The 23,894-nt window shown below is 69.1% G+C and carries 17 protein-coding genes; 5 read left to right on the top strand and 12 right to left on the bottom strand.

From position 1 onward, the window contains the following. Positions 1-7: 7 nt before the first annotated feature. The 6 genes from ACTJKK_RS03065 to gatC are packed head-to-tail and all read right to left on the bottom strand — an operon-like array spanning position 8 to position 5,562. Complete coding sequence (locus ACTJKK_RS03065) at positions 8-589, bottom strand: hypothetical protein (RefSeq protein ID WP_440746954.1); 582 nt, start codon at positions 587-589, stop codon at positions 8-10. Continuing rightward, entirely contained in the window at positions 573-890 is a 318-nt protein-coding gene (locus ACTJKK_RS03060) for a hypothetical protein (protein WP_440746953.1), read from the bottom strand. The genes ACTJKK_RS03065 and ACTJKK_RS03060 overlap by 17 nt, the downstream gene beginning before the upstream one ends. Before the next feature lie 37 nt (positions 891-927). Then, positions 928-2,184, bottom strand: coding sequence for a DNA polymerase IV (gene dinB, locus ACTJKK_RS03055; RefSeq protein ID WP_440746952.1), 1,257 nt, complete (start codon positions 2,182-2,184; stop codon positions 928-930). 50 nt (positions 2,185-2,234) lie between these two features. Next, positions 2,235-3,749 (bottom strand): Asp-tRNA(Asn)/Glu-tRNA(Gln) amidotransferase subunit GatB, encoded by a 1,515-nt coding sequence (gene gatB, locus ACTJKK_RS03050; RefSeq protein WP_247622567.1) that lies wholly within the window; start codon positions 3,747-3,749, stop codon positions 2,235-2,237. Next, positions 3,749-5,266, bottom strand: a complete 1,518-nt coding sequence (gene gatA, locus ACTJKK_RS03045) for an Asp-tRNA(Asn)/Glu-tRNA(Gln) amidotransferase subunit GatA (RefSeq protein WP_440746951.1) — start codon at positions 5,264-5,266, stop codon at positions 3,749-3,751. Before gatA ends, gatB begins: the two co-directional genes overlap by 1 nt. After that, complete coding sequence (gene gatC, locus ACTJKK_RS03040) at positions 5,263-5,562, bottom strand: Asp-tRNA(Asn)/Glu-tRNA(Gln) amidotransferase subunit GatC (RefSeq protein WP_029259178.1); 300 nt, start codon at positions 5,560-5,562, stop codon at positions 5,263-5,265. The genes gatA and gatC overlap by 4 nt, the downstream gene beginning before the upstream one ends. Before the next feature lie 62 nt (positions 5,563-5,624). Between gatC and ACTJKK_RS03035 the strand changes: the two genes are divergently transcribed. Further along, entirely contained in the window at positions 5,625-7,337 is a 1,713-nt protein-coding gene (locus ACTJKK_RS03035; RefSeq protein ID WP_440746950.1) for a long-chain-fatty-acid--CoA ligase, read from the top strand. Between the two features lie 48 nt (positions 7,338-7,385). Next, positions 7,386-9,233: a DEAD/DEAH box helicase gene (locus tag ACTJKK_RS03030; RefSeq protein ID WP_372491552.1), complete on the top strand. Its 1,848-nt coding sequence runs from the start codon at positions 7,386-7,388 to the stop codon at positions 9,231-9,233. A 15-nt stretch (positions 9,234-9,248) separates the two neighbouring features. Here ACTJKK_RS03030 and ACTJKK_RS03025 read toward each other — a convergent pair whose 3' ends face one another. Genes ACTJKK_RS03025 through ACTJKK_RS03010 form a run of 4 tightly spaced genes read right to left on the bottom strand, consistent with a single transcriptional unit; the run spans position 9,249 to position 14,371 of the window. Next, positions 9,249-9,719, bottom strand: a complete 471-nt coding sequence (locus tag ACTJKK_RS03025) for a hypothetical protein (RefSeq protein WP_440746949.1) — start codon at positions 9,717-9,719, stop codon at positions 9,249-9,251. Then, on the bottom strand, positions 9,716-12,049 hold the full coding sequence (ligA, locus tag ACTJKK_RS03020; protein ID WP_440746948.1) for an NAD-dependent DNA ligase LigA: 2,334 nt from the start codon (positions 12,047-12,049) through the stop codon (positions 9,716-9,718). The genes ACTJKK_RS03025 and ligA overlap by 4 nt, the downstream gene beginning before the upstream one ends. A 42-nt stretch (positions 12,050-12,091) precedes the next feature. Next, positions 12,092-13,189: a tRNA 2-thiouridine(34) synthase MnmA gene (mnmA, locus tag ACTJKK_RS03015; protein WP_281731222.1), complete on the bottom strand. Its 1,098-nt coding sequence runs from the start codon at positions 13,187-13,189 to the stop codon at positions 12,092-12,094. A gap of 9 nt (positions 13,190-13,198) precedes the next feature. Next, the gene (locus ACTJKK_RS03010) at positions 13,199-14,371 is read right to left on the bottom strand and encodes a cysteine desulfurase family protein (RefSeq protein WP_440746947.1); all 1,173 of its coding nucleotides are present in this window, start codon (positions 14,369-14,371) and stop codon (positions 13,199-13,201) included. A gap of 92 nt (positions 14,372-14,463) precedes the next feature. On the opposite strand from ACTJKK_RS03010, the gene glgX reads away from it, so the two are divergent. The 3 genes from glgX to glgB all read left to right on the top strand — a co-directional run bounded on the left by glgX (position 14,464) and on the right by glgB (position 20,875). Next, a complete protein-coding gene (gene glgX, locus ACTJKK_RS03005; protein ID WP_440746946.1) occupies positions 14,464-16,536 on the top strand; it encodes a glycogen debranching protein GlgX in 2,073 nt (690 codons plus the stop codon). Positions 16,537-16,682: 146 nt separating this feature from the next. Beyond that, positions 16,683-18,674 (top strand): alpha-1,4-glucan--maltose-1-phosphate maltosyltransferase, encoded by a 1,992-nt coding sequence (locus tag ACTJKK_RS03000; RefSeq protein WP_440747200.1) that lies wholly within the window; start codon positions 16,683-16,685, stop codon positions 18,672-18,674. Then, on the top strand, positions 18,671-20,875 hold the full coding sequence (gene glgB, locus ACTJKK_RS02995) for a 1,4-alpha-glucan branching protein GlgB (RefSeq protein WP_440746945.1): 2,205 nt from the start codon (positions 18,671-18,673) through the stop codon (positions 20,873-20,875). The genes ACTJKK_RS03000 and glgB overlap by 4 nt, the downstream gene beginning before the upstream one ends. A 24-nt stretch (positions 20,876-20,899) precedes the next feature. Here the strand turns inward: glgB and ACTJKK_RS02990 are convergent, their stop codons facing one another. Together ACTJKK_RS02990 and ACTJKK_RS02985 are read right to left on the bottom strand one after the other, a co-directional pair. After that, positions 20,900-21,844: a tetratricopeptide repeat protein gene (locus ACTJKK_RS02990; RefSeq protein WP_440746944.1), complete on the bottom strand. Its 945-nt coding sequence runs from the start codon at positions 21,842-21,844 to the stop codon at positions 20,900-20,902. Beyond that, on the bottom strand, positions 21,841-23,826 hold the full coding sequence (locus ACTJKK_RS02985) for a glycosyl transferase (protein ID WP_440746943.1): 1,986 nt from the start codon (positions 23,824-23,826) through the stop codon (positions 21,841-21,843). The genes ACTJKK_RS02990 and ACTJKK_RS02985 overlap by 4 nt, the downstream gene beginning before the upstream one ends. Between the last annotated feature and the right edge of the window lie 68 nt (positions 23,827-23,894).

Raw genomic sequence — 23,894 nt, 5'->3', positions numbered from 1 at the left:
CCACGGGTCACGGGATCTCGATGATCCGCGTCGCCAACGACCGGGGGTCGTCACGCGCGATGTGCGCGCGCTCCTGCGCCGCCCAACGATCCCAGTGCGGGCGGTAGGTCTCGCCGTCGCGCGTCAGCGCCCTGCGCTTGCGCACCGGCTCCGCAGCCTCGAGCCACACCCGCACATCGCCCAGGGCTGCCGTGGCCGGTGTCAACAGTCCGCTGCCCTCGACGATCACCCCGAGCGCGGGGTCGACCGCGTGCGTCTCCGCCTCGGTAGCGCGTTCCCAATCCCAACGTTGCCATGCGCCGAGCTTCCCGCGCCCGTGCGGCCGGAGGATTCCCTCCAGCGCCCGCTCGACTCCCCCGTCGAGGCCGTCCCACCCGGGATAGAGCGAATCGAGCGCGATGACCTGCACCCGACCGACGAGCGGCCACTCTTCCACGACCCGCGCAGCGAGAGTGGACTTGCCCGCGCCGCTGCAGCCGTCGATGAGGACGACCGGGTTCGACGCGGCCAACGCGCGGAGATCGTCGCAGATCAGCCCCGCCGCGCGGACGAGCGCCGCAGCGACAGGATCATCACTTCTTGAGGGCACGGATGATGCGTGAGAGAGTTCGGCCGGCGACCCAGACGAACGGCACTGCCACGACCAGCAGCGTGACGATGTTGGGCTCGAAACGCAGCCCCTCCTCGCGACGCACATAGACCCCGACGGGAACGGAGACCCCGCCGCCGCCACCGCCTTCCGCGCCGTCGCCGCTTCCCCCGCCGAAGCCCGAGTAGGTGAAGGCGACGGGAGTGATGCTGACGCCGTCGACGTCCTGCGGCTCTCCGTATGCGCTCTTGACCCCGATGGACGCGGCCTGCTTTCCGAGTTCCAGTGCAATGTTCGGCATGGGACCACGCTAGTCGACCGCAACGTATTGCGGAGAGTCAATCCACGCCGTGCGCCCGAGGATGCTGTGCAGCCCCGCGCCCTTCGCCGCGCCCGATGTGTCGCGCGCGTGTGATGGTCGCAGTCCCGAAGCGAGCCACGGCATCGTCGACCGCGCCCTCGACCCGCCTCCAGTCCTCGTCGTCGTCCCACAGCCCCATTCCACCGCCGCCCGCCGGCTGCAGCTTCTCGGCACGCACTCCGACGAGCCTGATCGGATCACGACGGTCGATCTGCTCGAACAGCGCCTGAGCGGCCTCGCCGATGCGCTGTCCGACCGCGGTGGGTTCCGACAGCGTCTGAGAGCGGTTCACGGTGCGGAAGTCGTCGAAGCGGATCTTGATCGAGACCGTCGCCGCCTCCCACTGCGCACGGCGAAGACGGGCGGCGACGCGGTCCGCGAGCCGCAACAGTTCCGCTCGGAGGAACGGACGATCGAGGATGTCGTGCTCGAACGTCTCCTCGTGTCCGATGCTCTTCTCCACACGCTCGGTTTCGACGGCTCGGGCGTCTTCTCCGCGGGCGAGCTGCGCCAGACGGGCGCTCAGCGCCGAGCCGACGGCGCGGTCGAGCATCTCCGGAGAGGACTCACGGATGTCGCCGATCGTCCGGATGCCGCGCGCCTCGAGCGCTTCGGCAGCCTTCGGGCCGACACCCCACATCGCACGGACCGGCCGCGGCGAGAGGAACTCGAGCGTGCGTGCCGCCGGAACGACGAGCATTCCATCGGGTTTCGCGATCGTCGACGCCATCTTCGCGACGTGCTTGGTCGCCGCGACGCCGACGCTGCACGTGATACCGACCTCGTCCGCCACGCGCTCGCGCACGAGCCGGGCGATCACCCCCGGGCTCCCCCACAACCGGCGCACGCCCTGCACATCGAGGAACGCCTCGTCGACGGACAGCGGCTCGACCAGCGGCGTGAATGACTCGAAGATCGCCATCACCTGTCGGGAGACCTCTCGATACCGGTGGAAGTGCGGCATCACGATCCGCGCCGAGGGGCAGAGCCTGATCGCCTGGGAAACCGGCATGGCCGAGCGCACCCCGTAGCGACGGGCCTCGTACGACGCGCTCGAGACGACCGAACGCCCATCGGGTGCTCCGATGATGATCGGGAGCCCACGAAGACCCGGATCGTCGAGCACCTCGACAGCCGCGTAGAAGGCATCCATGTCGACGTGCAGGATGCGCGTCCCCGTGTCGTCGGCTCCCGCCGACGACACCATGCGCCCTCTGCCGTCTCCGTGCCCCATGAGAACATTCTCCCTCGGACCACCGACACCGGCCCGAAGGAGAACAGGACCTACTGCGCGGCGCGCTCGAGGATCAGTTCGCGCACGCGCGCGGCGTCCGCCTGACCCTTCATCGCCTTCATGACCGCACCGATCACGGCACCGGCGGCCTGCACCTTGCCATCTTTGATCTTCGCCAGCACGTCCGGCTGGGCGGCGAACGCATCGTCGATCGCCGCGATCAGCGCGCCGTCGTCCGAGACGACCGCGAGGCCACGGGCGTCGACGACCTCCTGCGGCGTTCCCTCGCCGGCGATGACGCCCTCGAGTACCTGACGGGCGAGCTTGTCCGTCAGCGTTCCCGCGTCGACCAGCTTCTGCAGGGCGGCGACGTTCTGCGGGCTCACCAGGGCAGCGGCATCCTTCTCCTGGGCGTTGGCGAGACGGGCGATCTCGCCGGTCCACCACTTACGAGCGGCCGCGGGCGCGGCCCCGGCCGCGATCGTCGCCTCGACCTCGTCGAGGATGCCGCCGTTGCGCACGTCCTGGAACTCGAGATCCGTGAAGCCCCACTCGGTCATCAGACGACGACGCCGCGCGACGGGCTGCTCGGGCAGTGCCGCCCGCAGCTCCTCGATCAGTGCAGCGGCTGGCTCGACGGGGAGGAGATCCGGCTCCGGGAAGTAGCGGTAGTCATCGGCATCCGACTTCGGCCGACCCGGAGACGTGGTTCCGGTGTCCTCGTGCCAGTGGCGGGTCTCCTGCGTGATGGAGCCCCCATCGGCGAGGATCTGCGCCTGGCGCTGGATCTCGTACCGCACCGCACGCTCGACCGAGCGCATGGAGTTGACGTTCTTGGTCTCCGTGCGGGTGCCGAGCTTCTCCTCGCCCCGGCGTCGCAGGGAGACGTTCGCGTCGCAGCGCAGGTTGCCCCGCTCGAGACGGGCCTCGGAGATGCCGAGTCCGCGCACGATGTCGCGGATCGCAGCGACGTACGCCTTGGCGACCTCGGGAGCGCGGTGCTCCGTGCCGGTGATGACCTTCGTCACGATCTCGACCAGCGGCACGCCCGCGCGGTTGTAGTCGACCAGCGAGTACTCCGCACCCTGGATACGACCGGTCGCGCCGCCCATGTGGGTCAGCTTGCCGGCGTCCTCCTCCATGTGCGCGCGCTCGATCGGGATCGTGATGAGCGTGCCGTCCTCGAGCTCGACCTCGACCGACCCCTCGTACGCGATCGGCTCGTCGTACTGCGAGATCTGATAGTTCTTCCCGAGGTCGGGGTAGAAGTAGTTCTTGCGCGCGAAACGGCTCGACTCCGCGATCGAGCAGCCCAGGGCGAGCCCGAGGCTGATCGACGACCGGATCGCCGTCTCGTTCACGACGGGCAGTGAGCCGGGGAGACCGAGGTCGACCGGCGCGATCAGCGTGTTCGGCTCCGCGGCGTGATACGCCTCGTTCGCCGGGTTCGGCGCGTCCGAGAACATCTTCGTGTTCGTGTTCAGCTCGACGTGCACCTCGAATCCGAGCACGGGCTCGAACAGTTCGAGGGCCTTGTCGAAGTCCATGAGCTTGGCGGCGGCCATCAGCGGTTCCCTCCTGCGAGCTGGGGTGCGCGGGTGAGCAGCGGGGCGCCCCACGAATCAACGAGGAGCGTCTCGAGTGCGGCTCCCACACGGTAGAGGCGGGCGTCCTCACGCGCCGGAGCGATGAACTGGATGCCGACGGGGAGACCGTCGTCGTCCGCCAGACCGCTCGGGATCGAGATCCCCGGCACACCCGCGAGGTTCACGGGAATCGTCGTGATGTCGTTGAGATACATCTGCAGCGGGTCGTCGATCTTCTCGCCGAGCTTGAACGCGGTCGTCGGCGCCGACGGCGTCGCGATCACGTCGACCTCCGCGAAGGCGGCGGCGAAGTCCTGCTGGATGAGCGTGCGCACCTTCTGGGCACTGCCGTAGTACGCGTCGTAGTATCCCGCCGACAGCGCGTAGGTGCCGAGGATGATGCGGCGCTTGACCTCGTCGCCGAAACCGGCGTCGCGCGTCGCGGACATGACGTCCTCGACGGTCGGGTTCCCGTCCGGAGTGACCCGCAGGCCGAAGCGCACCGAGTCGAACTTCGCGAGGTTGCTCGACGCCTCCGCGGGGAGGATCAGGTAGTACGCCGCCACACCGTATTCGAAGTGCGGTGCGCCGATCTCGACGATCTCGGCTCCCTGCGCCTCCATGAGCGCGAGCGAGGCGCGGAAGGATGCCGCGACCCCCGGCTGGAAGCCGCTGTCGGGCAGTTCGCGGATGACACCGACCTTGAGACCCTTGAGCACGTCGCCGCGCGCGCCCTCGCGGGCGGCCTCGGCGAACGACGGCCAGGCGTCCTTCAGCGACGTCGAGTCCTTCGGGTCGTGACCGGCGATGACATCGTGCAGGAGTCCGGAGTCGAGGACGGTGCGCGAGACGGGGCCGACCTGGTCGAGGCTGGACGCCAGGGCGATCGCCCCGTACCGGCTGACCCCGCCATAGGTCGGCTTCACGCCGACCGTGCCGGTCACGTGCGCGGGCTGGCGAATCGATCCGCCGGTGTCCGAGCCGAGCGCGATCGGGGCCTCGAAAGCGGCGACGGCTGCAGCCGACCCACCGCCGGAACCGCCCGGGATGCGCTCCAGGTCCCACGGGTTGTGGGTGGGGCCGTACGCCGAGTGCTCGGTCGACGAGCCCATCGCGAACTCGTCCATGTTGGTCTTGCCGAGGGGAACGAGACCCGCGGCGCGCGAGCGCGCCACGACCGTCGCGTCGTACGGCGAACGGTATCCCTCGAGGATGCGCGAGCCGCTGGTGGTGGGCTGATCGGTCGTGACCAGCACGTCCTTGATCGCGAGCGGCACACCGGCGAGCGGGCCCAGCTCCTCACCCGCGGCACGGCGCGCGTCGATGGCCGCTGCGGCCTCGAGCGCCCCTGCGTTCACGTGCAGGAAGGCGTGGACGTCGCCGTCCACGGCGGCGATGCGGTCGAGGTGCGCCTGCGTCGCCTCGACGCTCGACACCTCCCCGGCGGCGAGCTTCGCCGCGAGGTCGGAGGCGTCCAGGCGGATGATGTCGCTCACTGCTCTTCTCCCAGGATCGCGGTGACGCGGAAGCGGCCGTCGGCAGCATCCGGAGCGTTCTGCAGCACCTGCTCGTGCGTCAGCGTCTGCCCGACGACGTCGGGACGGAAGACGTTGCTCAGCGGGATCGGGTGGCTCGTCGCGACGACGTCGGCGGTCGCGACCTCCGACACCTTCGCGATGTTGTCGACGATCGCGTCGAGCTGGCCCGTGAGCCGCGACACCTCGTCGTCGTTCAGCTGGATGCGTGCGAGCACACCGAGATGCCGCACGAGTTCGGGGGTGATTTCAGACACGCCTGCAAGTCTAGTCAGCGGCTTCCTCCACAGCCGCCTCCGTGCGTTCGATCCCTCCCCCTATGCTGGGGCGCGTGAGTACGTTCCAGCCTCCTCGCCCGTGGGTCGCCAGCTACGCAGACGGCGTCCCGGAAGACCTCGCTCCCGTCTCGGGATCCCTGATCGACATCGTCGCCGAGTCGGTGCGGGACTATCCCGATGCACCGGCTCTGCAGTTCTTCGGCCGCGAGACCACGTACGCCGAGTTGCAGGATGCGATCGACCGCGTCGCCGGCGGACTCCGCGATCTCGGCGTGCGCGCGGGCGACCCGGTCGCGATCGTGCTGCCGAACTGCCCGCAGCACATCGTCGCGTTCTACGCCGTCCTGCGGCTCGGAGCGGTCGTCGTCGAGCACAATCCGCTGTACACGCCCCGCGAGCTGCGGAAGCAGTTCGAGGACCACGGCGCGAAGCATGCGATCGTCTGGAACAAGGTCGTCTCGACCGTGCAGGAGTTCCCGTCCGATCTCGCGGTGTCGACCCTCGTCTCGGTCGACGTGACCACGGCGATGCCGTTCCTCACCCGCATCGCGCTGCGCCTTCCCGTGGCGAAGGCTCGGGAATCCCGCGCGGCTCTCACCACTCGCGTCCGTGGAACGGTGACCTGGGAGTCGCTCGTCTCCCACGACCCGATCCCGGAGTCGCATCCGCGCCCCGCGACCGATGACCTCGCCATCATCCAGTACACGTCGGGCACGACCGGCACCCCCAAGGGCGCCTCGCTGACCCACCGCAACCTCCTGGCCAATGCCGCGCAGGCCCAGGCGTGGGTCCCGTCGATCCAGCGCGGCAAGGGATGCGTCGTCTACGCCGTCCTCCCGATGTTCCACGCCTACGGCCTCACGCTGTGCCTCACGTTCGCGATGTCGATGGGTGCGCGCCTCGTGCTCTTCCCCAAGTTCGATCCCGATCTCGTGCTCGACGCGATGAAGAAGCACCCCGCCACGTTCCTGCCCCTCGTGCCGCCGATCGCCGATCGCCTGCTCGCGGCGGCGAACCAGAAGGGCGTCTCGCTCGACGGCATCGAGGTCGCGATCTCCGGCGCCATGGCGCTGCCCCACGAACTCGTCGTCCCCTTCGAGGCGGCGACGCACGGTTTCCTCGTCGAGGGATACGGACTCAGCGAGTGCTCCCCCGTGCTCATGGCCAACCCCGTCGCCGACAACCGCGTGCCCGGCACCGTCGGTCTCCCGCTGCCCGGTACCGAGTGCCGCGTGGTCGATCCCGAGAATCCGACGGTCGATGTCCCGGCCGGATCGGCGGGCGAGCTCGTCGTGCGCGGTCCGCAGGTCTTCTCGGGCTATTACGGCAAGCCGGAGGAGACGGATGCCGTCTTCGCCGACGGCTGGTATCGCACGGGTGACATCGTCACGATCGATGACGCCGGCTTCGTGCGGATCGTGGACCGCATCAAAGAGCTCATCATCACGGGCGGGTTCAACGTCGCCCCCACCGAGGTCGAGAACGCGCTGCGGCAGCATCCGCAGATCGTCGATGCCGCGGTCATCGGCCTTCCGAGCGCGCACTCCGGCGAAGAGGTCGCCGCAGCGATCGTCGTCGACGGCGGTGTCGACGTCGACGTCGAAGCGATCCGCGAGTTCGTGCGGGGGATCCTCACCCCTTACAAGGTTCCGCGCCGGCTGTTCGTGGTCGACGAACTGCCGAAATCCCTCATCGGAAAGGTGCTCCGGCGGCAGGTCAAGGAGCGTCTTCTCGCACTCACCAGCGGTTCCTGAGGACGCCCTCACAGGCGCGCAACATCCGCGGGGCGCTACCCTTGGGAAGTGACCCCTGAAGATGCAGTGCTGACCGACGCCCCCGAGGACTCCCCCGCGACCCCCGGATTCGAGGATCTCGGCATCACCGGGCCCGTCCTCAAAGCCATCCGTGACCTCGGCTACGAGACCCCGTCGCCCATCCAGGCGGCCACCATCCCGACGCTCCTCGCGGGTCGCGACGTCGTCGGCATGGCGCAGACCGGCACGGGAAAGACCGCGGCCTTCGCGCTGCCCGTCCTCGAGCGTCTCGACGTCTCGCAGAAGACGCCGCAGGCCCTCGTGCTCGCCCCGACCCGCGAACTCGCGCTCCAGGTGTGCGAGGCGTTCGAGTCGTACGCCTCGAAGATGAAGGGCGTCCACGTGCTGCCCGTCTACGGCGGCCAGGGCTACGGCGTCCAGTTGTCGGCTCTCCGCCGCGGCGTGCACGTGGTGGTCGGTACCCCCGGCCGCATCATGGACCACCTCGCCAAGGGCACGCTCGACCTCTCCGAGCTGCAGTACCTCGTGCTCGACGAGGCCGACGAGATGCTCAAGATGGGCTTCGCGGAAGACGTCGAGCAGATCCTCGCGCAGACGCCCGAAGAGAAGCAGGTCGCCCTCTTCTCAGCCACGATGCCGCCGCAGATCCGCCGTCTGGCGCAGAAGTACCTGCGCGATCCCGAAGAGATCAGCATCAAGTCGAAGACCGCGACCGGCACGAACATCACCCAGCGATACCTGGTGGTGTCCTATGCGCAGAAGGTCGATGCGCTGACCCGCATCCTCGAGGTCGAGAACTTCGACGGCATGATCGTCTTCGTCCGCACCAAGAACGAGACCGAGACGCTCGCCGAGAAGCTACGTGCGCGCGGGTACTCGGCCGCGGCGATCAACGGCGACGTGCCGCAGGTGCAGCGCGAGCGCAGCGTCAACCAGCTCAAGGACGGCAAGCTCGACATCCTCGTCGCCACCGATGTCGCCGCCCGCGGCCTCGACGTCGAGCGCATCAGCCACGTCATCAACTTCGACATCCCGACCGACACGGAATCGTACGTGCACCGCATCGGTCGCACCGGCCGCGCCGGTCGCACCGGTGACGCGATCAGCTTCATCACTCCGCGTGAGCGCTACCTCCTCAAGCACATCGAGAAGGCGACGCGTCAGGAGCCGACGCAGATGCAGCTCCCGACCACGGAAGACGTCAACACCACGCGCCTCACCCGGTTCGACGACGCGATCACGGCCGCTCTCGGAGACGCCGCCCGGATCGAGTCGTTCCGCGATGTGGTCGCCCACTACGTCCGCAACCACGACGTCCCCGAGGGCGATGTCGCCGCGGCCCTCGCGATCGTCGCCCAGGGGGACACTCCCCTGCTGCTCGACCCGGCGGACGACCCTCTCGCGAAGGCCGTCGCCGCCGACAACCGCCCGCCGCGCGAGCGCAACGCGCGCGATACCCGCGAGCCCCGCACCGAGCGCCGCGGGCGTGGCGACTACGCCGCCTACCGCATCGAGGTCGGTCGGCGCCACCGTGTCGAGCCGCGACAGATCGTCGGCGCGCTGGCGAACGAGGGCGGCCTCGGACGCGACGACTTCGGGGCGATCAACATCCGCCCCGACTTCTCGATCGTCGAGCTTCCCGCGAACCTCGACCCGGCCGTTCTCGAGAAGCTGAGCAGCACACGCATCTCGGGCCAGCTCATCGAGATCAAGCCGGATCGTGGACCGGGTGCGCGACGCGGCGGGCCGCGTGAGGGCGGCGCTCGCTTCGACCGGCGCGACCGTGACGATCGTCCGCGCCGCAACGACGACAGCCGTCCGCCGCGTGGCGACCGCGAGGAGAAGCCGTTCCGCAAGCCGCGGCACAAGAACTGAGCGCTCGCGGCGGAGCTAGCCGGCCTCGCGCCGCGCGAGCTTCGCCGCGAGATCGACCAGCACCTCGGGTCGCGCCAGCAGAAGGCGCTGCTCAGGGTGACCGATCAACTGGTCGAGCAGCAGTTGAGCGCCGACGACCGTCGGGCGCCAGTACCCTCCGACGTGGTGGCGTCCGAGATCGAGGCGCTGCACCTCGCCGCGGACGATGAGCTCCACCGAACCGTCATCCGGTCCGATACCGACATCCTCCTGCGCCGCCGCAGCGAGGATTCCCAGCCCGATCGTGCTTGCCAGCCCCGGGTAACGGAATCCCGTCGTCGGAACGTCGAGCCGCACCGACGAGAGGTGCTCCCACGCGAACACCCGGCCTGCTCCGGCCCCGTGCCGGTGCACGACGACGTCTTCCGTGAGGCGGAGGTGGCCGCGCCCCGGGTCACCCACGACGAGCGCGCCCTCGGCGACGATGAGCGGACCGTAACGCCTCATTCCGCCGAAGACACCTCGCCGAGCGCCTCGGGTCCCTCCGTCACCAGCAGGTGGAACTGCGCGGCGTCGAGGATGCGGATGCCGAGTTCCTCGGCCTTGCCGAGCTTGGATCCGGCCCCCGGTCCTGCGGCGACGAAGTCGGTCTTCTTCGAGACGCTCGAGGCCGCTTTTCCGCCGGCCTGGATGATCGCCTCCTGGGCGCCTTCACGCGTGTACCCGTCGAGCGACCCCGTGGCCACGATCGTGAGACCCTCGAGCACGCCTCCGGCCGAGACGGCGGCTCCGGGGCCGGGGTGTCCGGGGGTCGCCCATTGCACTCCCGCCGCCGCCCACTGATCGACGATCGCGACGTGCCAATCCACGTCGAACCATGCCAGAAGGGAGTCGGCGATGATCCCGCCCACTCCTTCGACGGCCGCCAGCTCCTCGCGAGACGCCCCACGGATCGCATCGAGCGAGCCGAACCACTGGGCCAGTGCGCGCGCCGCGACCGGTCCGACGTGACGGATGTTGAGCGAGACCAGCAGGCGCCAGAGTTCCTTGGTCTTCGCCTTCTCCAGCTCCGCCAGCAGCGTCACGGCTTGGGACGACGGTTGAGGACCTTCGACACCCGACTTCTTCTCGGCTGCCGTCGGGTTGCGACGGAACGGCGCACGGGTCTTGACGATGCCGTCGTCGTCCTGCTTGGGCAGGCCGGTCTCGGCGTCGCGCACGAACAGCTCGATCGGGACCAGCTGCTCCAACGAGAGGTCGAACAGACCGGCCTCGGTCACGAGCGGGGGCTCCGCCGGTGACGTCGGCTGAGTGAGCGCGGCCGCCGTCACCTCACCGAGCGCCTCGACATCGAGCGCACCACGCGAACCGATGTGCTCGACACGACCGCGCACCTGGGCGGGGCACGAGCGAGCGTTGGGGCAACGCAGATCGATGTCGCCCTCCTTCATCGCCCGCAGCTCCGTGCCGCACTCGGGGCAGACCTCCGGCATCACGAACTCGCGTTCCGACCCGTCGCGACGCTCGACGACAGGACCCAACACCTCGGGGATCACGTCGCCGGCCTTGCGGAGCACGACCGTGTCTCCGATCAGCACGCCCTTCGCCTTGACCACGTCCTTGTTGTGCAGCGTGGCCTGGCGCACGACGGAACCCGCCACCTGCGCCGGGGCCATCACCGCGAAGGGTGTGGCGCGCCCGGTGCGCCCGACCGAGACGACGATGTCGAGCAGCTTCGTCTGCACCTCCTCGGGCGGGTACTTGTAGGCGATCGCCCACCGGGGCGCCCGACTCGTCGCGCCGAGCTCGTCGTGGAGTTCGAGCTCGTCGACCTTGACCACGATGCCGTCGAGCTCGTGTTCGATGTCGTGACGATGCTCGCCGAAGTACTCCACGAAGTCGGTGACCTCGTCGATGCTCGCGCAGACCTTCGTGTGCGGGCTCGTCGGGAGGCCCCAGGTCGAGAGAAGCTCGTACACCTCGCTCTGAGCCGCGACCGGCAGGTTCTGCCAGGCGCCGATGCCGTGCACGTAGAGAGCGAGGGATTCTATGCGCAACAGTCCCGCCTCGAGCTCGAGGCCGTCCTTCTTGTCGATCTGCTGGCGCAGCCCGCCACTGGCGGCATTGCGGGGGTTGGCGAACGAGGGGAAACGACGAGCGGCCGCCGTACGCGCCTTCTCCTCGTCGAACGGGCGCTTCGCACCGGTGCGGGCCTCCCAGCGCGCGAGCGCATCGGAGTAGGCGCGTTCCCGGAAGGACGCCTGCGCAGCGTTGAGTCGCTCGAACGCGGCCACCGGGATGAAGACCTCGCCGCGCACCTCGACGATCGCGGGATGCCCTTCGCCGTCGAGACGCTCGGGGATCTCCGGCAGCCGCAGCGCGTTCTCGGTCACGATCTCGCCGACCCGTCCGTCGCCGCGCGTGGCCGCGGAAGTGAGGACGCCGTTCTCGTAGCGGAGATTGATCGCGAGGCCGTCGATCTTCAGCTCGGTGAGCCACGCGACATCACGACCGGCGGAGGCGCGGGTCTTCGCCGCCCACTCCCGGAGCTCGTCGAGGGAGAACACGTTGTCGAGGCTGAGCATGCGCTCGGCGTGCTCGATCGTCGCGAGCCCGGTCGTCTCGGCCGCGCCGACCATCTGCGTGGGCGAATCCTGACCCTGCAGCTCGGGATGCAGACGCTCGAGTTCTTCGAGCCGATGCATCCACCCGTCGTAGGTCGCGTCGTCGACCAGCGAGGTATCGCGACCGTAGTAGGCATCCTTCGCTTCGAGGATGCGGGTGGTCAGCTCCTCGGCCTCGATGCGGGCGTCTTCGAGCGAGATGATGTCGGGCACCCGGCAAGTCTACGAGCGGGCACCGACATTCGGCGGTTCCGCTCAGGCGTCGACCGGAACCGCCGAGACCGTCCGGTCGATGGTGAACTGGCCGAGCACGCGCGTACCGACGTAGAGCACCGCGGTCTGTCCGGGGGCGACGCCGTCGAGCGGCACGACCGGCACCACCCTCACGCCGTCTGCATCGACAGAAGCGGTCGCCTCGACCGGCTCGGCGTGGGCGCGGATCTGTACGTGGCAGTCGAAGTCGGATGCCGTCGGCGCTGCCCCCGCCCAGCTGAATCTCGCACCCGAGATCTCGCGGATCGCGAGCGCCTCCTTGGGGCCGACGACGACCGTGTTCGACACGGGACGGACCTCGAGCACGAAGCGCGGCTTGCCGTCGGCGGCCGGGATGCCGAGCTTCAGGCCTCTGCGCTGTCCGACCGTATAACCGTGCGCCCCCTCGTGCGAGCCCACGACGGCGCCGCTGCGGTCGACGATCTCGCCGGTCGCGGTGCCGACCTTCTCGGCCAGCCAGCCGCGCGTGTCGCCGTCGGGGATGAAGCAGATGTCATGGCTGTCGGGCTTCTGCGCGACGCTCAGGCCGCGCTCCGCGGCCTCCGCGCGCACCAGAGCCTTGGACGGCGTCGTCCCCAGCGGGAAGTACGTGTGTGCGAGCTGCTCGGCCGTGAGCACTCCCAGCACATAGGACTGATCCTTCGCGTTGTCGGATGCGCGATGCAGCTCGAGCCCGCCCTCGCCGTCCACGAGTGTGGCGTAGTGCCCCGTGCAGACCGCATCGAAGCCCAGTTCGATCGCCCGCTCCAACAGGGCCGCGAACTTGATCTTCTCGTTGCAGCGCATGCACGGGTTGGGGGTGCGACCCGCCTGGTACTCCGAGATGAAGTCATCGATCACGTCGTCGCGGAACCGCTCCGAGAAGTCCCACACGTAGAAAGGGATGCCGAGCCGGTCCGCCGCGCGGCGCGCGTCCATGGCGTCCTCGATCGTGCAACATCCGCGGCTGCCGGTGCGGAGAGTGCCACCGGCACGAGAGAGCGCGAGATGCACCCCCACGACCTCGTGGCCGGCCTCGACCGCGCGCGCCGCGGCAACGGCGGAGTCCACTCCGCCACTCATCGCCGCCAGGATTCGCATGGATCCAGTCTACGATCGTGCGGCTGAGCCGGAGCCGGATGCGCGGAGATAGGCGTCTCCGATCACCTCCACGACGGCGGTGACGTCGTCATCCGTCGACGTTCGTCCCAGGCTGAACCGCAGGACGCTCCGCGCATCCTGCTCGCTCCGCCCCATCGCCCGCACCACGTGCGAGGGCTCCGCGACCCCCGCCTGACACGCGGACCCGGTCGAGGCGGCGACGCCCGCGGTGTCGAGCAGGAAGAGCAGACTCTCCCCCACCGCACCAGGAAAGAGGAGGTGCGCGTTGCCCGGGAGCCGATCGACCGGGTCGCCGAGCAGCACGGCCTCGGGCACCCGCGCTCGGATGCCGGCGACCAACCGGTCCCGCAGCGCGCCGAGTCGGATCGCTTCGGCGGGACGCTCACGCTCGGCGAGCTCGAGAGCCGTGGCGAAGGCGGCGGCACCCGGGACGTCCTGGGTACCGGCGCGGAGGCCGCGCTGCTGCGCCCCGCCCCGGAGCAACGGAGCCATGCGCGCGGTCCGGGCGACGATCAGCGCACCGACGCCGACCGGCGCTCCGATCTTGTGCCCGGCGAGGCTGAGGGCCACGAGCCCGACCCCCGTTCCGGCGTCACCGCGGAGTCGCCGGAACGACAGCGGCAGATGGCCGAGCGCGGCGACGGCATCCAGGTGCAGGGGCACGCCGGCCTCCGCCGCAGTGGAGGCCAGCTCTGCGGCGGAGTTCACCGTGCCCGCTTCGTTGTTCGCGACCAGTGCGGTGGCGAGGGCGGCTCCGGGGAGTGCCGCGGCGAAGCGCACCGGATCGATGAGCGCCGTCGAGGTCAGGGCGACGGGGCGCACGACCGCCCCCTCGCTCTGGAGGGATTCCACGGTGTCCATGGTCGCGTGGTGCTCACCGTCGGGCAGGACGATCGCGTCGCGTCCCTGAGCGCGGGCGCGCCAGCTCCCCTGGAGCGCGAGATTGATCGACTCGGTGCCGCCCGAGGTGAAGACGATCTCGATCGGGTCGGCGTCGAGCACCTCGGCCACCCGTTCACGCGACTCCTCGAGGAGCCGACGGGCATCCTGTCCGGCGCCGTGCGTCGACGATGCATTGCCGATCGTCTCGCTCGCGGCGAGCCAGGCATCGCGCGCCTCCGGGCGCAGCGGAGTCGTCGCGGCGTGGTCGAGATAGTGCATCTCTCCACTCTCCCTCATTCCGACGTGCATCGGCGCACGGAACCCGCTTCTCACTGGTCCGACACCCGAGCGCAGCACTCTAGGGTGTATTCATGCCCGAGACCCGAGTCTTCGCCGCGCCCGGCGGCACCACCCTCGACGATCTCGGCGTGCGTTTGCACGACGGGGTCGGCACGCTGCGCGTCTGGTCGCAGAATGCGTCCTCCGTCGAACTCGTGGTGTTCGACGCCACCGATCTCGACTGGGCGACCGACCAGGTCTCCCTCGAGCGCCTTCCGGGCGGGGTGTGGGAGGTCACGACACCGCTCCTCCAGGCCGGAACCCGGTACGCGATCCGCGTCGGTGGCCCGCACGGACCGGGCAATACGTTCAACCCCGAGACGCTGCTCCTCGATCCCTACGCCCGTGGCCTCGCCCAGGGCGGCGGGTACGAGGAGTGGCGGTCGGTCGTGATCGTCGACGGTTTCGACTGGGGGGAATCCCGTAAGCCGCGTGTCCCGCTCGACCGCACGATCATCTACGAGGGCCACCTCAAGGGCCTCACCAAGCGACAGCCCGATGTGCCGCCCGCCCTTCACGGCACCTACGCCGGGCTCGCCCACCCGGCGATGATCGAGTACTTCCACACGCTCGGGATTACCTCGATCGAACTCCTGCCCGTGCACGCGTTCGTCCCGGAGCCGCGCCTGCTCGAGCGCGGGCTCACGAACTACTGGGGCTACAACACGCTGAACTTCTTCACCCCGCACACCGCCTACGCCTCGGAGGATGCACGCAAGGAGGGACCCGAAGCGGTCCTCGCGGAGTTCAAGGGGATGGTGCGTCTGCTCCACGAAGCCGGGCTCGAAGTCATCCTCGACGTCGTCTACAACCACACGTCGGAAGAGGGCATCGGCGGCCCCCGCTCCAGCCTGCGCGGTCTCGACAACGCGAACTACTACCGCCAGGACGCGAGTGGCGCGTACATCGACACGACCGGTTGCGGCAACACCCTGAACACGTCGACGGATGCCGGTGCGCGCCTCGTGCTCGACTCCCTGCGCTACTGGGCGCAGGAGATGCAGATCGACGGGTTCCGCTTCGACCTCGCGACGTCGATCGCCCGCGACGCGGACCACACCTACTCCCCCGAGCATCCGCTCCTGACGGCGATCGCGAACGATCCGGTGCTGCGCGACACCAAACTGATCGCCGAGCCGTGGGACGTGGGGCTCGGCGGATGGCAGACCGGCAACTTCCCGGCGGGGTGGCACGAGTGGAACGACCGCTACCGCGACCGCGTGCGCAACTTCTGGCTGAGCGACATCGACTACGCGCGTCGGGCGTCGGCGCCGGTCGGCATCGGCGGATTCGCGACGCGACTCGCCGGATCGTCGAACACGTTCGATGAGAAGCGCGGGCCGCTCGCGAGCGTCAACTTCGTCACCGCCCACGACGGCTTCACCCTGCACGATCTCGTTTCGTACGACGTCAAGCACAACGAGGCCAACGGCGAGCACAATCGCGACGGCGCGGACACGAACCGCGCCTTCAACCACGGTGTCGAGGGACCGACCGACGATGCCGCGATCCTCTCCGCCCGGCGCAAGGCGATGCGCAATCTCCTCGGCACGCTGCTGCTCTCGGCCGGTATCCCCATGCTCACCGCGGGCGATGAGGTCGGTCGCACGCAGCGGGGCAACAACAACGCCTACGCACAGGACTCCGCCCTCACGTGGCTGGCCTGGGACTACGAACCGTGGCAGCTCGACCTGCAGGCGCACGTCGCACGCCTGATCGAGCTGCGCTCGCAGAACCCCGCGCTGCGCCCGAGCCGGTACGCGCGCCTCGGCGAGCACATCCCGAACGCCTCGGTGATGGACTGGTTCGACCAGAACGGCGAGACGATGGAGAGCGATCAGTGGACGGATCCGGGCAACCGCACGCTCCAGTACGTCGCGGCATCCACGCCGGATGCCGAGGACGCGAATCGCATCCTTCTGATCGTGCACGGCACCGAGTCCCCGATCGACGTACGGCTGCCGGAGGAGATCGAGGGCGCCACCCGCTTCGTGTCGCTCTGGTCCAGCGCCGACGAGCGTCCGTCGGACGACCGCGAGGTGTTCGCCCCCGGTGACGTCCTCCCCGTCGCCGGCACGTCGATGCGACTTTTCCTGGTCGAATGATGTCGGGTCGCGACGCGCTTGTCCACCCGGTATCGGAGGTCTGACCGGAGCGGTACATTCGGGATGTGGCTGCACGCGTCGGAAGTTCTCCCTCGGCTCTTCGGAGCCCCGCCCAGATCCCCCTGCGTCCCCGCACGGACGAACCGATCGCCGAGGGGGTGACCACCGGAAGACTCCCGCTCACGAACGTGCAGCCCTCCGTTCCCGGTGGGTTCCCGCCCAAGGCGTTCGTCGGCGAGGTCGTCCCGTTCAGCGTGGTCTCGTTCCGTGAGGGTCACGACATCATCGGGGTCCATCTCCGGCTCACCGCACCGGACGGCGCCGAGAGCCTGCACCGACTCGCTCCCCGCCAGGACGGCACCGACACCTGGGCGGCGGAGATCGCGCTCGATGCCCAGGGATCGTGGACGTACCGTTTCGAGGCGTTCTCCGATGATTTCGCGACGTGGGCGCACGCCGCGGAGCTCAAGGTCGCCGCCGGGGTCGACGTCCCGGTGATGGCAGCGCTCGGTGCCGAGATCCTCCAGCGCGCGGCGGCGGAGCGCGATCGTCCGGCGGCGGAGCGCAAGCGGCTGACCGCAGCGGCGGCCTCCCTCGCCACCGGGGATGCCGCAACGACCTCGGCGCTGTCGACGGATGCCGACCTCGCGCGCGCGTTCGCCGATCGACCCGTCACCACCCTCCGTTCCGCGACGCCGGACCATCGGCTCGTGGTCGACCGCACCGCCGCCGGCGTCGCGTCCTGGTACGAGTTCTTCCCCCGCTCCGAAGGCGCCAAGCGCCTCAAGGACGGAACGGTGAAGAGCGGCACGTTCCGCAGCGCGACGAAGCGACTGCCCGGTGTCGCGGCCATGGGCTTCGATGTGCTCTACCTCGTGCCGATCCATCCCATCGGTACGACGAATCGCAAGGGACGCAACAACACGCTGACCACCGAGCCCGGCGACCCGGGGTCGCCCTACGCGATCGGCGCGGCCGAGGGAGGGCACGACGCCATCCATCCCGAGCTCGGCACCGCCGCCGACTTCCGTGCATTCGTCCGCGCGGCGAAGAAGGAGGGGCTCGAGGTCGCGCTCGATCTCGCCCTCCAGGCGTCTCCCGATCACCCGTGGGTCGCCGCGCACCCCGAATGGTTCACCACGCTGCCCGACGGCACGATCGCGTACGCCGAGAACCCGCCGAAGAAGTACCAGGACATCTACCCGCTGAACTTCGACAACGACCCGGCGGGCATCTACGCCGAGATGCTCCGGATCGTGCAGCACTGGGTCGCGCAGGGCGTGAAGATCTTCCGGGTCGACAATCCGCACACCAAGCCCCTGCAGTTCTGGGAGTGGCTCATTGCGACCGTGAACGCCCAGGACCCCGACGTCATCTTCCTGGCCGAGGCTTTCACCCGCCCCGCCGTCATGCGCGCGCTCGCCGCCGTGGGCTTCCAGCAGAGCTACAGCTACTTCACGTGGCGCAACACCAAGGCCGAGCTCGAGGAGTTCCTGACCTCGGTGTCGCACGAGACCAGCGACTACATGCGCCCCAACCTCTTCGTGAACACGCACGACATCCTCACCGAGTACCTGCAGTTCGGCGGGCGCGCGGCATACCGGGTACGAGCCTGCATCGCCGCGACCGCCGCACCGCTGTGGGGCGTGTACGCCGGTTACGAGCTCCTCGAGAACGTCGCCCGTCCCGGGTCCGAGGAGAACATCGACAACGAGAAATACGAGTTCAAGTTCCGCGATTGGGAGGGCGCCGAGGCCCGCGGCGAGTCCCTGGCTCCGCTGTTGCGCCGACTGAACGAGATCCGCCGACAGCATCCCGCGCTGCGTCAGCTCCGCAACTTCGACGTGCACTGGAGCGACGACGACCACGTGCTGGTCTACAGCAAGCACCTGGATGCTGCTTTCACCGGAACCGGCTCCCCCGACACGCTGATCGTCGTCGCCAACGTCGACCCGCATTCCGTCCGCGAGACCACCGTGCACCTCGACACCTCGCGCTGGGGGGTCCCCCTCGGTGAGCAGTTCGAGGTCGAGGATCTGCTCACGGGAGCGGTGTGGACCTGGTCGGATCACAACTACGTGCGCCTCGACGCCTTCGCCGAGCCCGTGCACATCCTGAAGGTGAGGCACCGCCCATGACTTCCATCGACGACCTGACGGCATCCGCCGAATGGCAGGCGGTGTCCTCGGGCACCCACCACGACCCGCACGCCGTCCTCGGCGCCCACCCGCACAAGGATGGTGCCGACCGCACCGTCACGGTGATCCGTGCGCGCCGACCGCTCGCCTCGTCGGTCGCCGCCGTCTTCGGCAACGGCCAGCGGCTCGACCTCGCCCACGTCGCTCAGGGGATCTGGGAGGCGCAGCACGACGGCCCGCCCGTGCCCTACCGTCTCGCGACGGCCTATGGAGACGACGAGGAGACCGTCGTCGGCGACCCCTATCGCCACGCGCCCACCCTCGGCGACGTCGACATCCATCTGATCGCCGAGGGCCGGCACGAACGCCTCTGGCACGTGCTCGGGGCGCATTCCGGCGACGTCGGCGGAGAGACGGGGGTCGCGTTCGCCGTGTGGGCGCCCAACGCCACGGCCGTGCGCGTGATCGGCGACCACAACGGATGGAGCGGGGAGTCCCACGCCATGCGCTCCATGGGCGCCAGCGGCGTCTGGGAGCTGTTCGTGCCCGATCTCGCGGTCGGCACCCGCTACAAGTATCAGATCCGTACGCGCTCCGGGGAATGGATCCTCAAGGCCGACCCGATGGCGCAGTGGGCCGAGGTACCGCCGGACACGGCGTCGGTCGTCACGGCATCGTCGTACGTCTGGAGCGACGGTGCGTGGATGACCCGACGCGCCGCCACGCATGCCGTCGCGCAGCCTCTCTCCGTCTACGAGGTCCACATCGGCTCCTGGCGGGGCGGTCTCGGTTATCGGGACCTCGCCGAGCCGTTGATCGAGCACGTGACGACGACGGGGTTCACCCACGTCGAGTTCATGCCGGTGGCCGAGCATCCGTTCGGCGGATCCTGGGGCTATCAGGTCAGCGGGTACTACGCGCCCACCAGCCGGTTCGGGACCCCCGACGATCTGCGGTATCTCATCGATCGTCTGCACCAGGCGGGCATCGGCGTGATCATGGACTGGGTTCCGGGCCACTTCCCGAAGGATGCCTTCGCGCTGGCCCGCTTCGACGGCCAGCCCCTCTACGAGCACCCGGACCCGCGTCGCGGCGAGCACCAGGACTGGGGAACCCTCATCTTCGACTACGGCCGTCCCGAGGTGCGGGGATTCCTCGTGGCCAACGCGCTGTATTGGCTCGACGAGTTCCACGTCGACGGCCTCCGCGTCGACGCCGTCGCATCGATGCTCTACCTCGACTACTCGCGCAACGAGGGCGAGTGGGAGCCGAACATCCACGGAGGTCGCGAGAACCTCGAGGCCATCCGGTTCCTGCAGGAGGTCAACGCGACGTCGTATCGGCTGCACCCCGGGATCATGATGATCGCCGAGGAGTCGACGAGCTTCCCCGGAGTGACCGCACCGACCGACCATGCCGGCCTCGGATTCGGCTTCAAGTGGAACATGGGCTGGATGAACGACTCGCTCCAGTACATCGCCCGCGACCCGATGTACCGCGCGCACCACGAAGGCGAAATGACGTTCTCGTTCGTGTACGCCTTCGGCGAGAACTACCTGCTGCCCATCAGCCATGACGAGGTCGTCCACGGCAAGGGCAGCCTCGTGACCAAGATGCCCGGCGACCACTGGCACAAGCTCGCCAATGTGCGCGCTTACCTCGGCTACATGTGGGGCCACCCCGGCAAGAAGCTGCTCTTCATGGGCCAGGAGTTCGGTCAGCTCGCCGAATGGTCGGAGTCACGTGAGTTGGACTGGTGGCTCCTCGACCAGCCGTCCCACGCCCAACTGCAGGACTTCGTCGCTTCTCTCAACGCGGCGTATCGCGTGCAGGCGCCGCTGTGGGCTCGCGACAGCGATGCCTCGTCGTTCTCGCGTCTGGGAGCGCCGAGCTGGGATCCGACCGTGATCGCGTTCGAGCGCCGCGACGGTCACGGTGGACGCGTCGTCGTGATCAGCAACTTCTCCGGCATCGAGCACGTCGGCTACCGCCTCGAACTCCCCCGTGCCGGCGTGTGGGAGGAGATCCTCAACACGGATGCCTCGGCGTTCGGAGGCCGCGGATCGGGCAATCTCGGTGTCGTCGTCGCCCACGCGGAGGACGGCGGTCCGGCGACGGCGACGATCACCCTCCCGGCGCTGTCGACACTGTGGCTCCGGTACCAGACCGACCCCCACGTTCCGAGCGTCACTCGCGGCTAGGGCGACCCGAGCCGGAAGCGGTGATCAGAACAGGAGCGAGGTCAGGCGGTTCCGCGCCGAGACGACGCGAGGGTCGCCGGCACCGATGAGTCCGAAGAGCTCGACGAGACGCTCGCGCACCGGTGTGCGCTCATCCGACGGGAGCTGTGCGAACAGATCGAGGAGGCGTCCGAAGGCATCGTCGACGTGCCCACCCGCGAGATCGAGGTCGGCGACGTCGAACTGTGCCGCGATGTCGAGCGGTGCCGCCGCAGCGGCGGCACGAGCGGTCTGCAGATCGAGCGACTGCACGCGATCGAGCAACCGCACCTGTCCGAGCCCGGCGATCGCGTCCTCGTCGCGGGGGTTCTCCGCGAGCGCCTTCTCGTACGCGATAATGGCGGCGGCGTAGTCGCCCGCCTCGATCGCAGCGAAGGCCTCGGCGTGAAGCGGCGGCAGTGCGGGCTCCTCGGGAGCCGCAGCCTCCTCGCCGACCGGCGCGCCATCGACCGCCAGCGAACCGGTCACGCCGTTCTGCGCGGCGAGCTGCAGCAGCTGCGCGAAGACCGCGCGCACCTGCTCCTCGGGAACGGCGCCGTTGAACATCGGCACGGGCTGTCCGGCGATCAGGGCGACCACCATCGGGATGGACTGCGCACGGAAGCTCTGCGCCAGCTGCGGATTCGCATCGACATCGACCTTCGCCAGCAGCACACGCCCGCCCAGCTCGCGGGTGACCTTCTCGATGATGGGGCTGAGCTGCTTGCACGGCCCGCACCACTCTGCCCAGAGGTCGACGACGACGGGCACCGTGCGCGACAGCTCGAGCACCTGGCCGAACGTCTCGTCGGTCGCATCGATCACGAGATCGGCGAAGGGGGTGCCCGCGGCGGGCGCCGCCGGGGCGCCGGGCGCGGGAGCGGCCGGCCGGTTGCGCAGGCTCGACAGGTCGACGGCACCACGCAGCGCCGCAGGAGACAACTCGGTCACTTGATCACCTCTACGGAGACGAGATCCTGACGCGATGCCAGGAGTTTGATCTGCTCGGTGGATCCCTGCGCGGGGACCGAGAAGAAGAGCTGGAACTCATAGGTCGTCACGACGCCCTTCGCGGACTCCGAGACGCCGGTGAGAGCATTGGCCTTCGCGTTGTCCCCGAAGCGGATGACGGCGTCGGCGGACGTCGGCTTCACGGTCTCGGCGTCGGTCAGCGTGATGCCGACGATCGCTCCGCTGTCGAGGGTCGTCATCGAGACGGCGGGGGTATCGGTCGGCGCCATGTCGAAACTGACCTCGGACGTCTCGGCCGCACCGTTGTCGATGAGGTTCTGGACCACCGTCTGCCGACTGTCGCGGATCGAGGTCGCGAGCTTCTGCGAGAGATCGTCGAAGAGCCCGTTGGAGGCGCTCTTCTCCCCCGTGTCGACGACGTCCGCGAACGCGGCGGCGAGTTCGCCGGGAGCGATGCTGAGGAAGGCGGAGTCATCCGGGACCAGCGCGGTGCCGAGCCAGGCGGCGGCGACGTCCGGGAACACCGCGTCCGCCGACATCTCCGCGATGTTCGTCACCTTGTAGTTCGACCACGGATCCTGCTGCGTCATGGTGAGCAGCACGGGCGGGACGGTCTCGTCATCCGCGCTCTTGGAGAGCAGGAGCGTCGTGCGGGGCCAGCGATCGGTCGCCTCGGGGAGCACGACCTCCACGTCGTCGGTGGGGATCGCGGCGGGAACGGGAGAATCGGCGATCGCGGTGCGCAGGGCGTAATCCGTCGTGCGAGCCGTCAGCGCCGGTCCGTCGAGCCGCGTCTTGGCGAGATCGAGATCGCGGTTCGTATCGGCTTCCACGAGTGTGGTGGAGATCTCGCCGAGGATGCGTTCGGCCTGACCCTCGGTGACGGCCGGCGGCTTCTGGTTCTCGGGGGCAATCACCGTCGGAGTGGGCGACGGAGTCGCCTCGGGAGCGCCCAGTTGCGGCCACGAATCGGACGAGCAACCGGCCGCGAGCACCGCGGTGAGCCCGAGGATCGGTACGACGAGGAGACGGCGACGCCGGCGAGCGGGATCTGCGGCCTTCATCGTCGACTTCCCCTCGGTTTTCTCGTCCGTCTTCTCGCCGGGCTTCTCGTCTGCGGGCACAGCGGGCTCATCGACGATCTCGGCGTCCTGGACGTCGTCCTCGGTGGCCTGCGGCTTCGCCTGGGTCGCTCCGCTCTCTATCGCTGCGCGTTCGCCCGCGGGTAGGGAGGCGAGGTCGATGGGCTCGGTCACCGGGAGCGGACCCGGGCCCTTGCGACGCGGACCACGACCGCGACGCTGATGACGGATGCCGAGCACGTAGAGGATCAGCCCCACCAGCAACAGCACACCGCCGCCTGCCATGAGCGGACCTGCGGCCGGGGTGGACGTGTCGAGCGGCCAGGACGCCACGATGTCGTCGGGCGCGTTCTCGGTCCCGTCGTAGGCGACGAGCACGCTGACTCCCTCAGGGAGACGGAGATTGTCGAGCGACAGCGAGTCGGTGTCGCTGAAGGAGTTCAGCCACAGGTCGGATCCGACGGGGTTGCGTCCGCTGTCTGCAGCGGGGTCGTCCTCGGCGGTCGGCTCCTCCGTCGCGGCATCTCCCGAATCGACCGCGTCATCCTCGGCCGCAGGCGCGGCGATGTGTTCGACCTGGAAGGATCCGTCGTCGTCGACGGTCACCTGGTTGTAGTCGGAGTCGGCGAGCCACGCCTCCATGTCGGCCGTGCGTCCGTAAGCGGAGAAGATGTCGCCGTTGCCGCTGATCAGCAGCGTCTGCGCGCCGGGGTGGGCACGCAGCACATCCCCGTCGAGCAGGATGAACGGCGCAGGCTCTTCGATCTGCACCTTCTCCTGCACCGAATCCGGCCCCATGAAGATGGTGCGCTGAGCGATGCCGGCACCGATCAGGGCCGCGGCCAGGACGAAGGCCACGACGGCCCATACGAAACGCACGAATAGTCTCCTCACGCATCCCGCACGATCGGCCGGGACGCAACACTCGACATTTCAGACTAGCGAAA

The sequence above is a fragment of the Microbacterium sp. 22179 genome (genome assembly GCF_052045715.1).
Lineage (GTDB): Bacteria > Actinomycetota > Actinomycetes > Actinomycetales > Microbacteriaceae > Microbacterium > Microbacterium galbinum.
The sequence above is the reverse complement of the archived record's forward strand: the minus strand, read 5'-3'. Positions and strand labels throughout refer to the sequence as shown.

Bases quoted from the DNA above. Each gene is read 5' to 3' on its own strand.
- ACTJKK_RS03060 (WP_440746953.1), bottom strand. From the start codon at position 890: ATGCCGAACATTGCACTGGAACTCGGAAAGCAGGCCGCGTCCATCGGG.
- dinB (WP_440746952.1), bottom strand. From the start codon at position 2,184: ATGGGGCACGGAGACGGCAGAGGGCGCATGGTGTCGTCGGCGGGAGCC.
- gatB (WP_247622567.1), bottom strand. From the start codon at position 3,749: ATGGCCGCCGCCAAGCTCATGGACTTCGACAAGGCCCTCGAACTGTTC.
- ACTJKK_RS03035 (WP_440746950.1), top strand. From the start codon at position 5,625: ATGCTGGGGCGCGTGAGTACGTTCCAGCCTCCTCGCCCGTGGGTCGCC.
- ACTJKK_RS03025 (WP_440746949.1), bottom strand. From the start codon at position 9,719: ATGAGGCGTTACGGTCCGCTCATCGTCGCCGAGGGCGCGCTCGTCGTG.
- mnmA (WP_281731222.1), bottom strand. From the start codon at position 13,189: ATGCGAATCCTGGCGGCGATGAGTGGCGGAGTGGACTCCGCCGTTGCC.
- ACTJKK_RS03010 (WP_440746947.1), bottom strand. From the start codon at position 14,371: ATGCACTATCTCGACCACGCCGCGACGACTCCGCTGCGCCCGGAGGCG.
- glgX (WP_440746946.1), top strand. From the start codon at position 14,464: ATGCCCGAGACCCGAGTCTTCGCCGCGCCCGGCGGCACCACCCTCGAC.
- glgB (WP_440746945.1), top strand. From the start codon at position 18,671: ATGACTTCCATCGACGACCTGACGGCATCCGCCGAATGGCAGGCGGTG.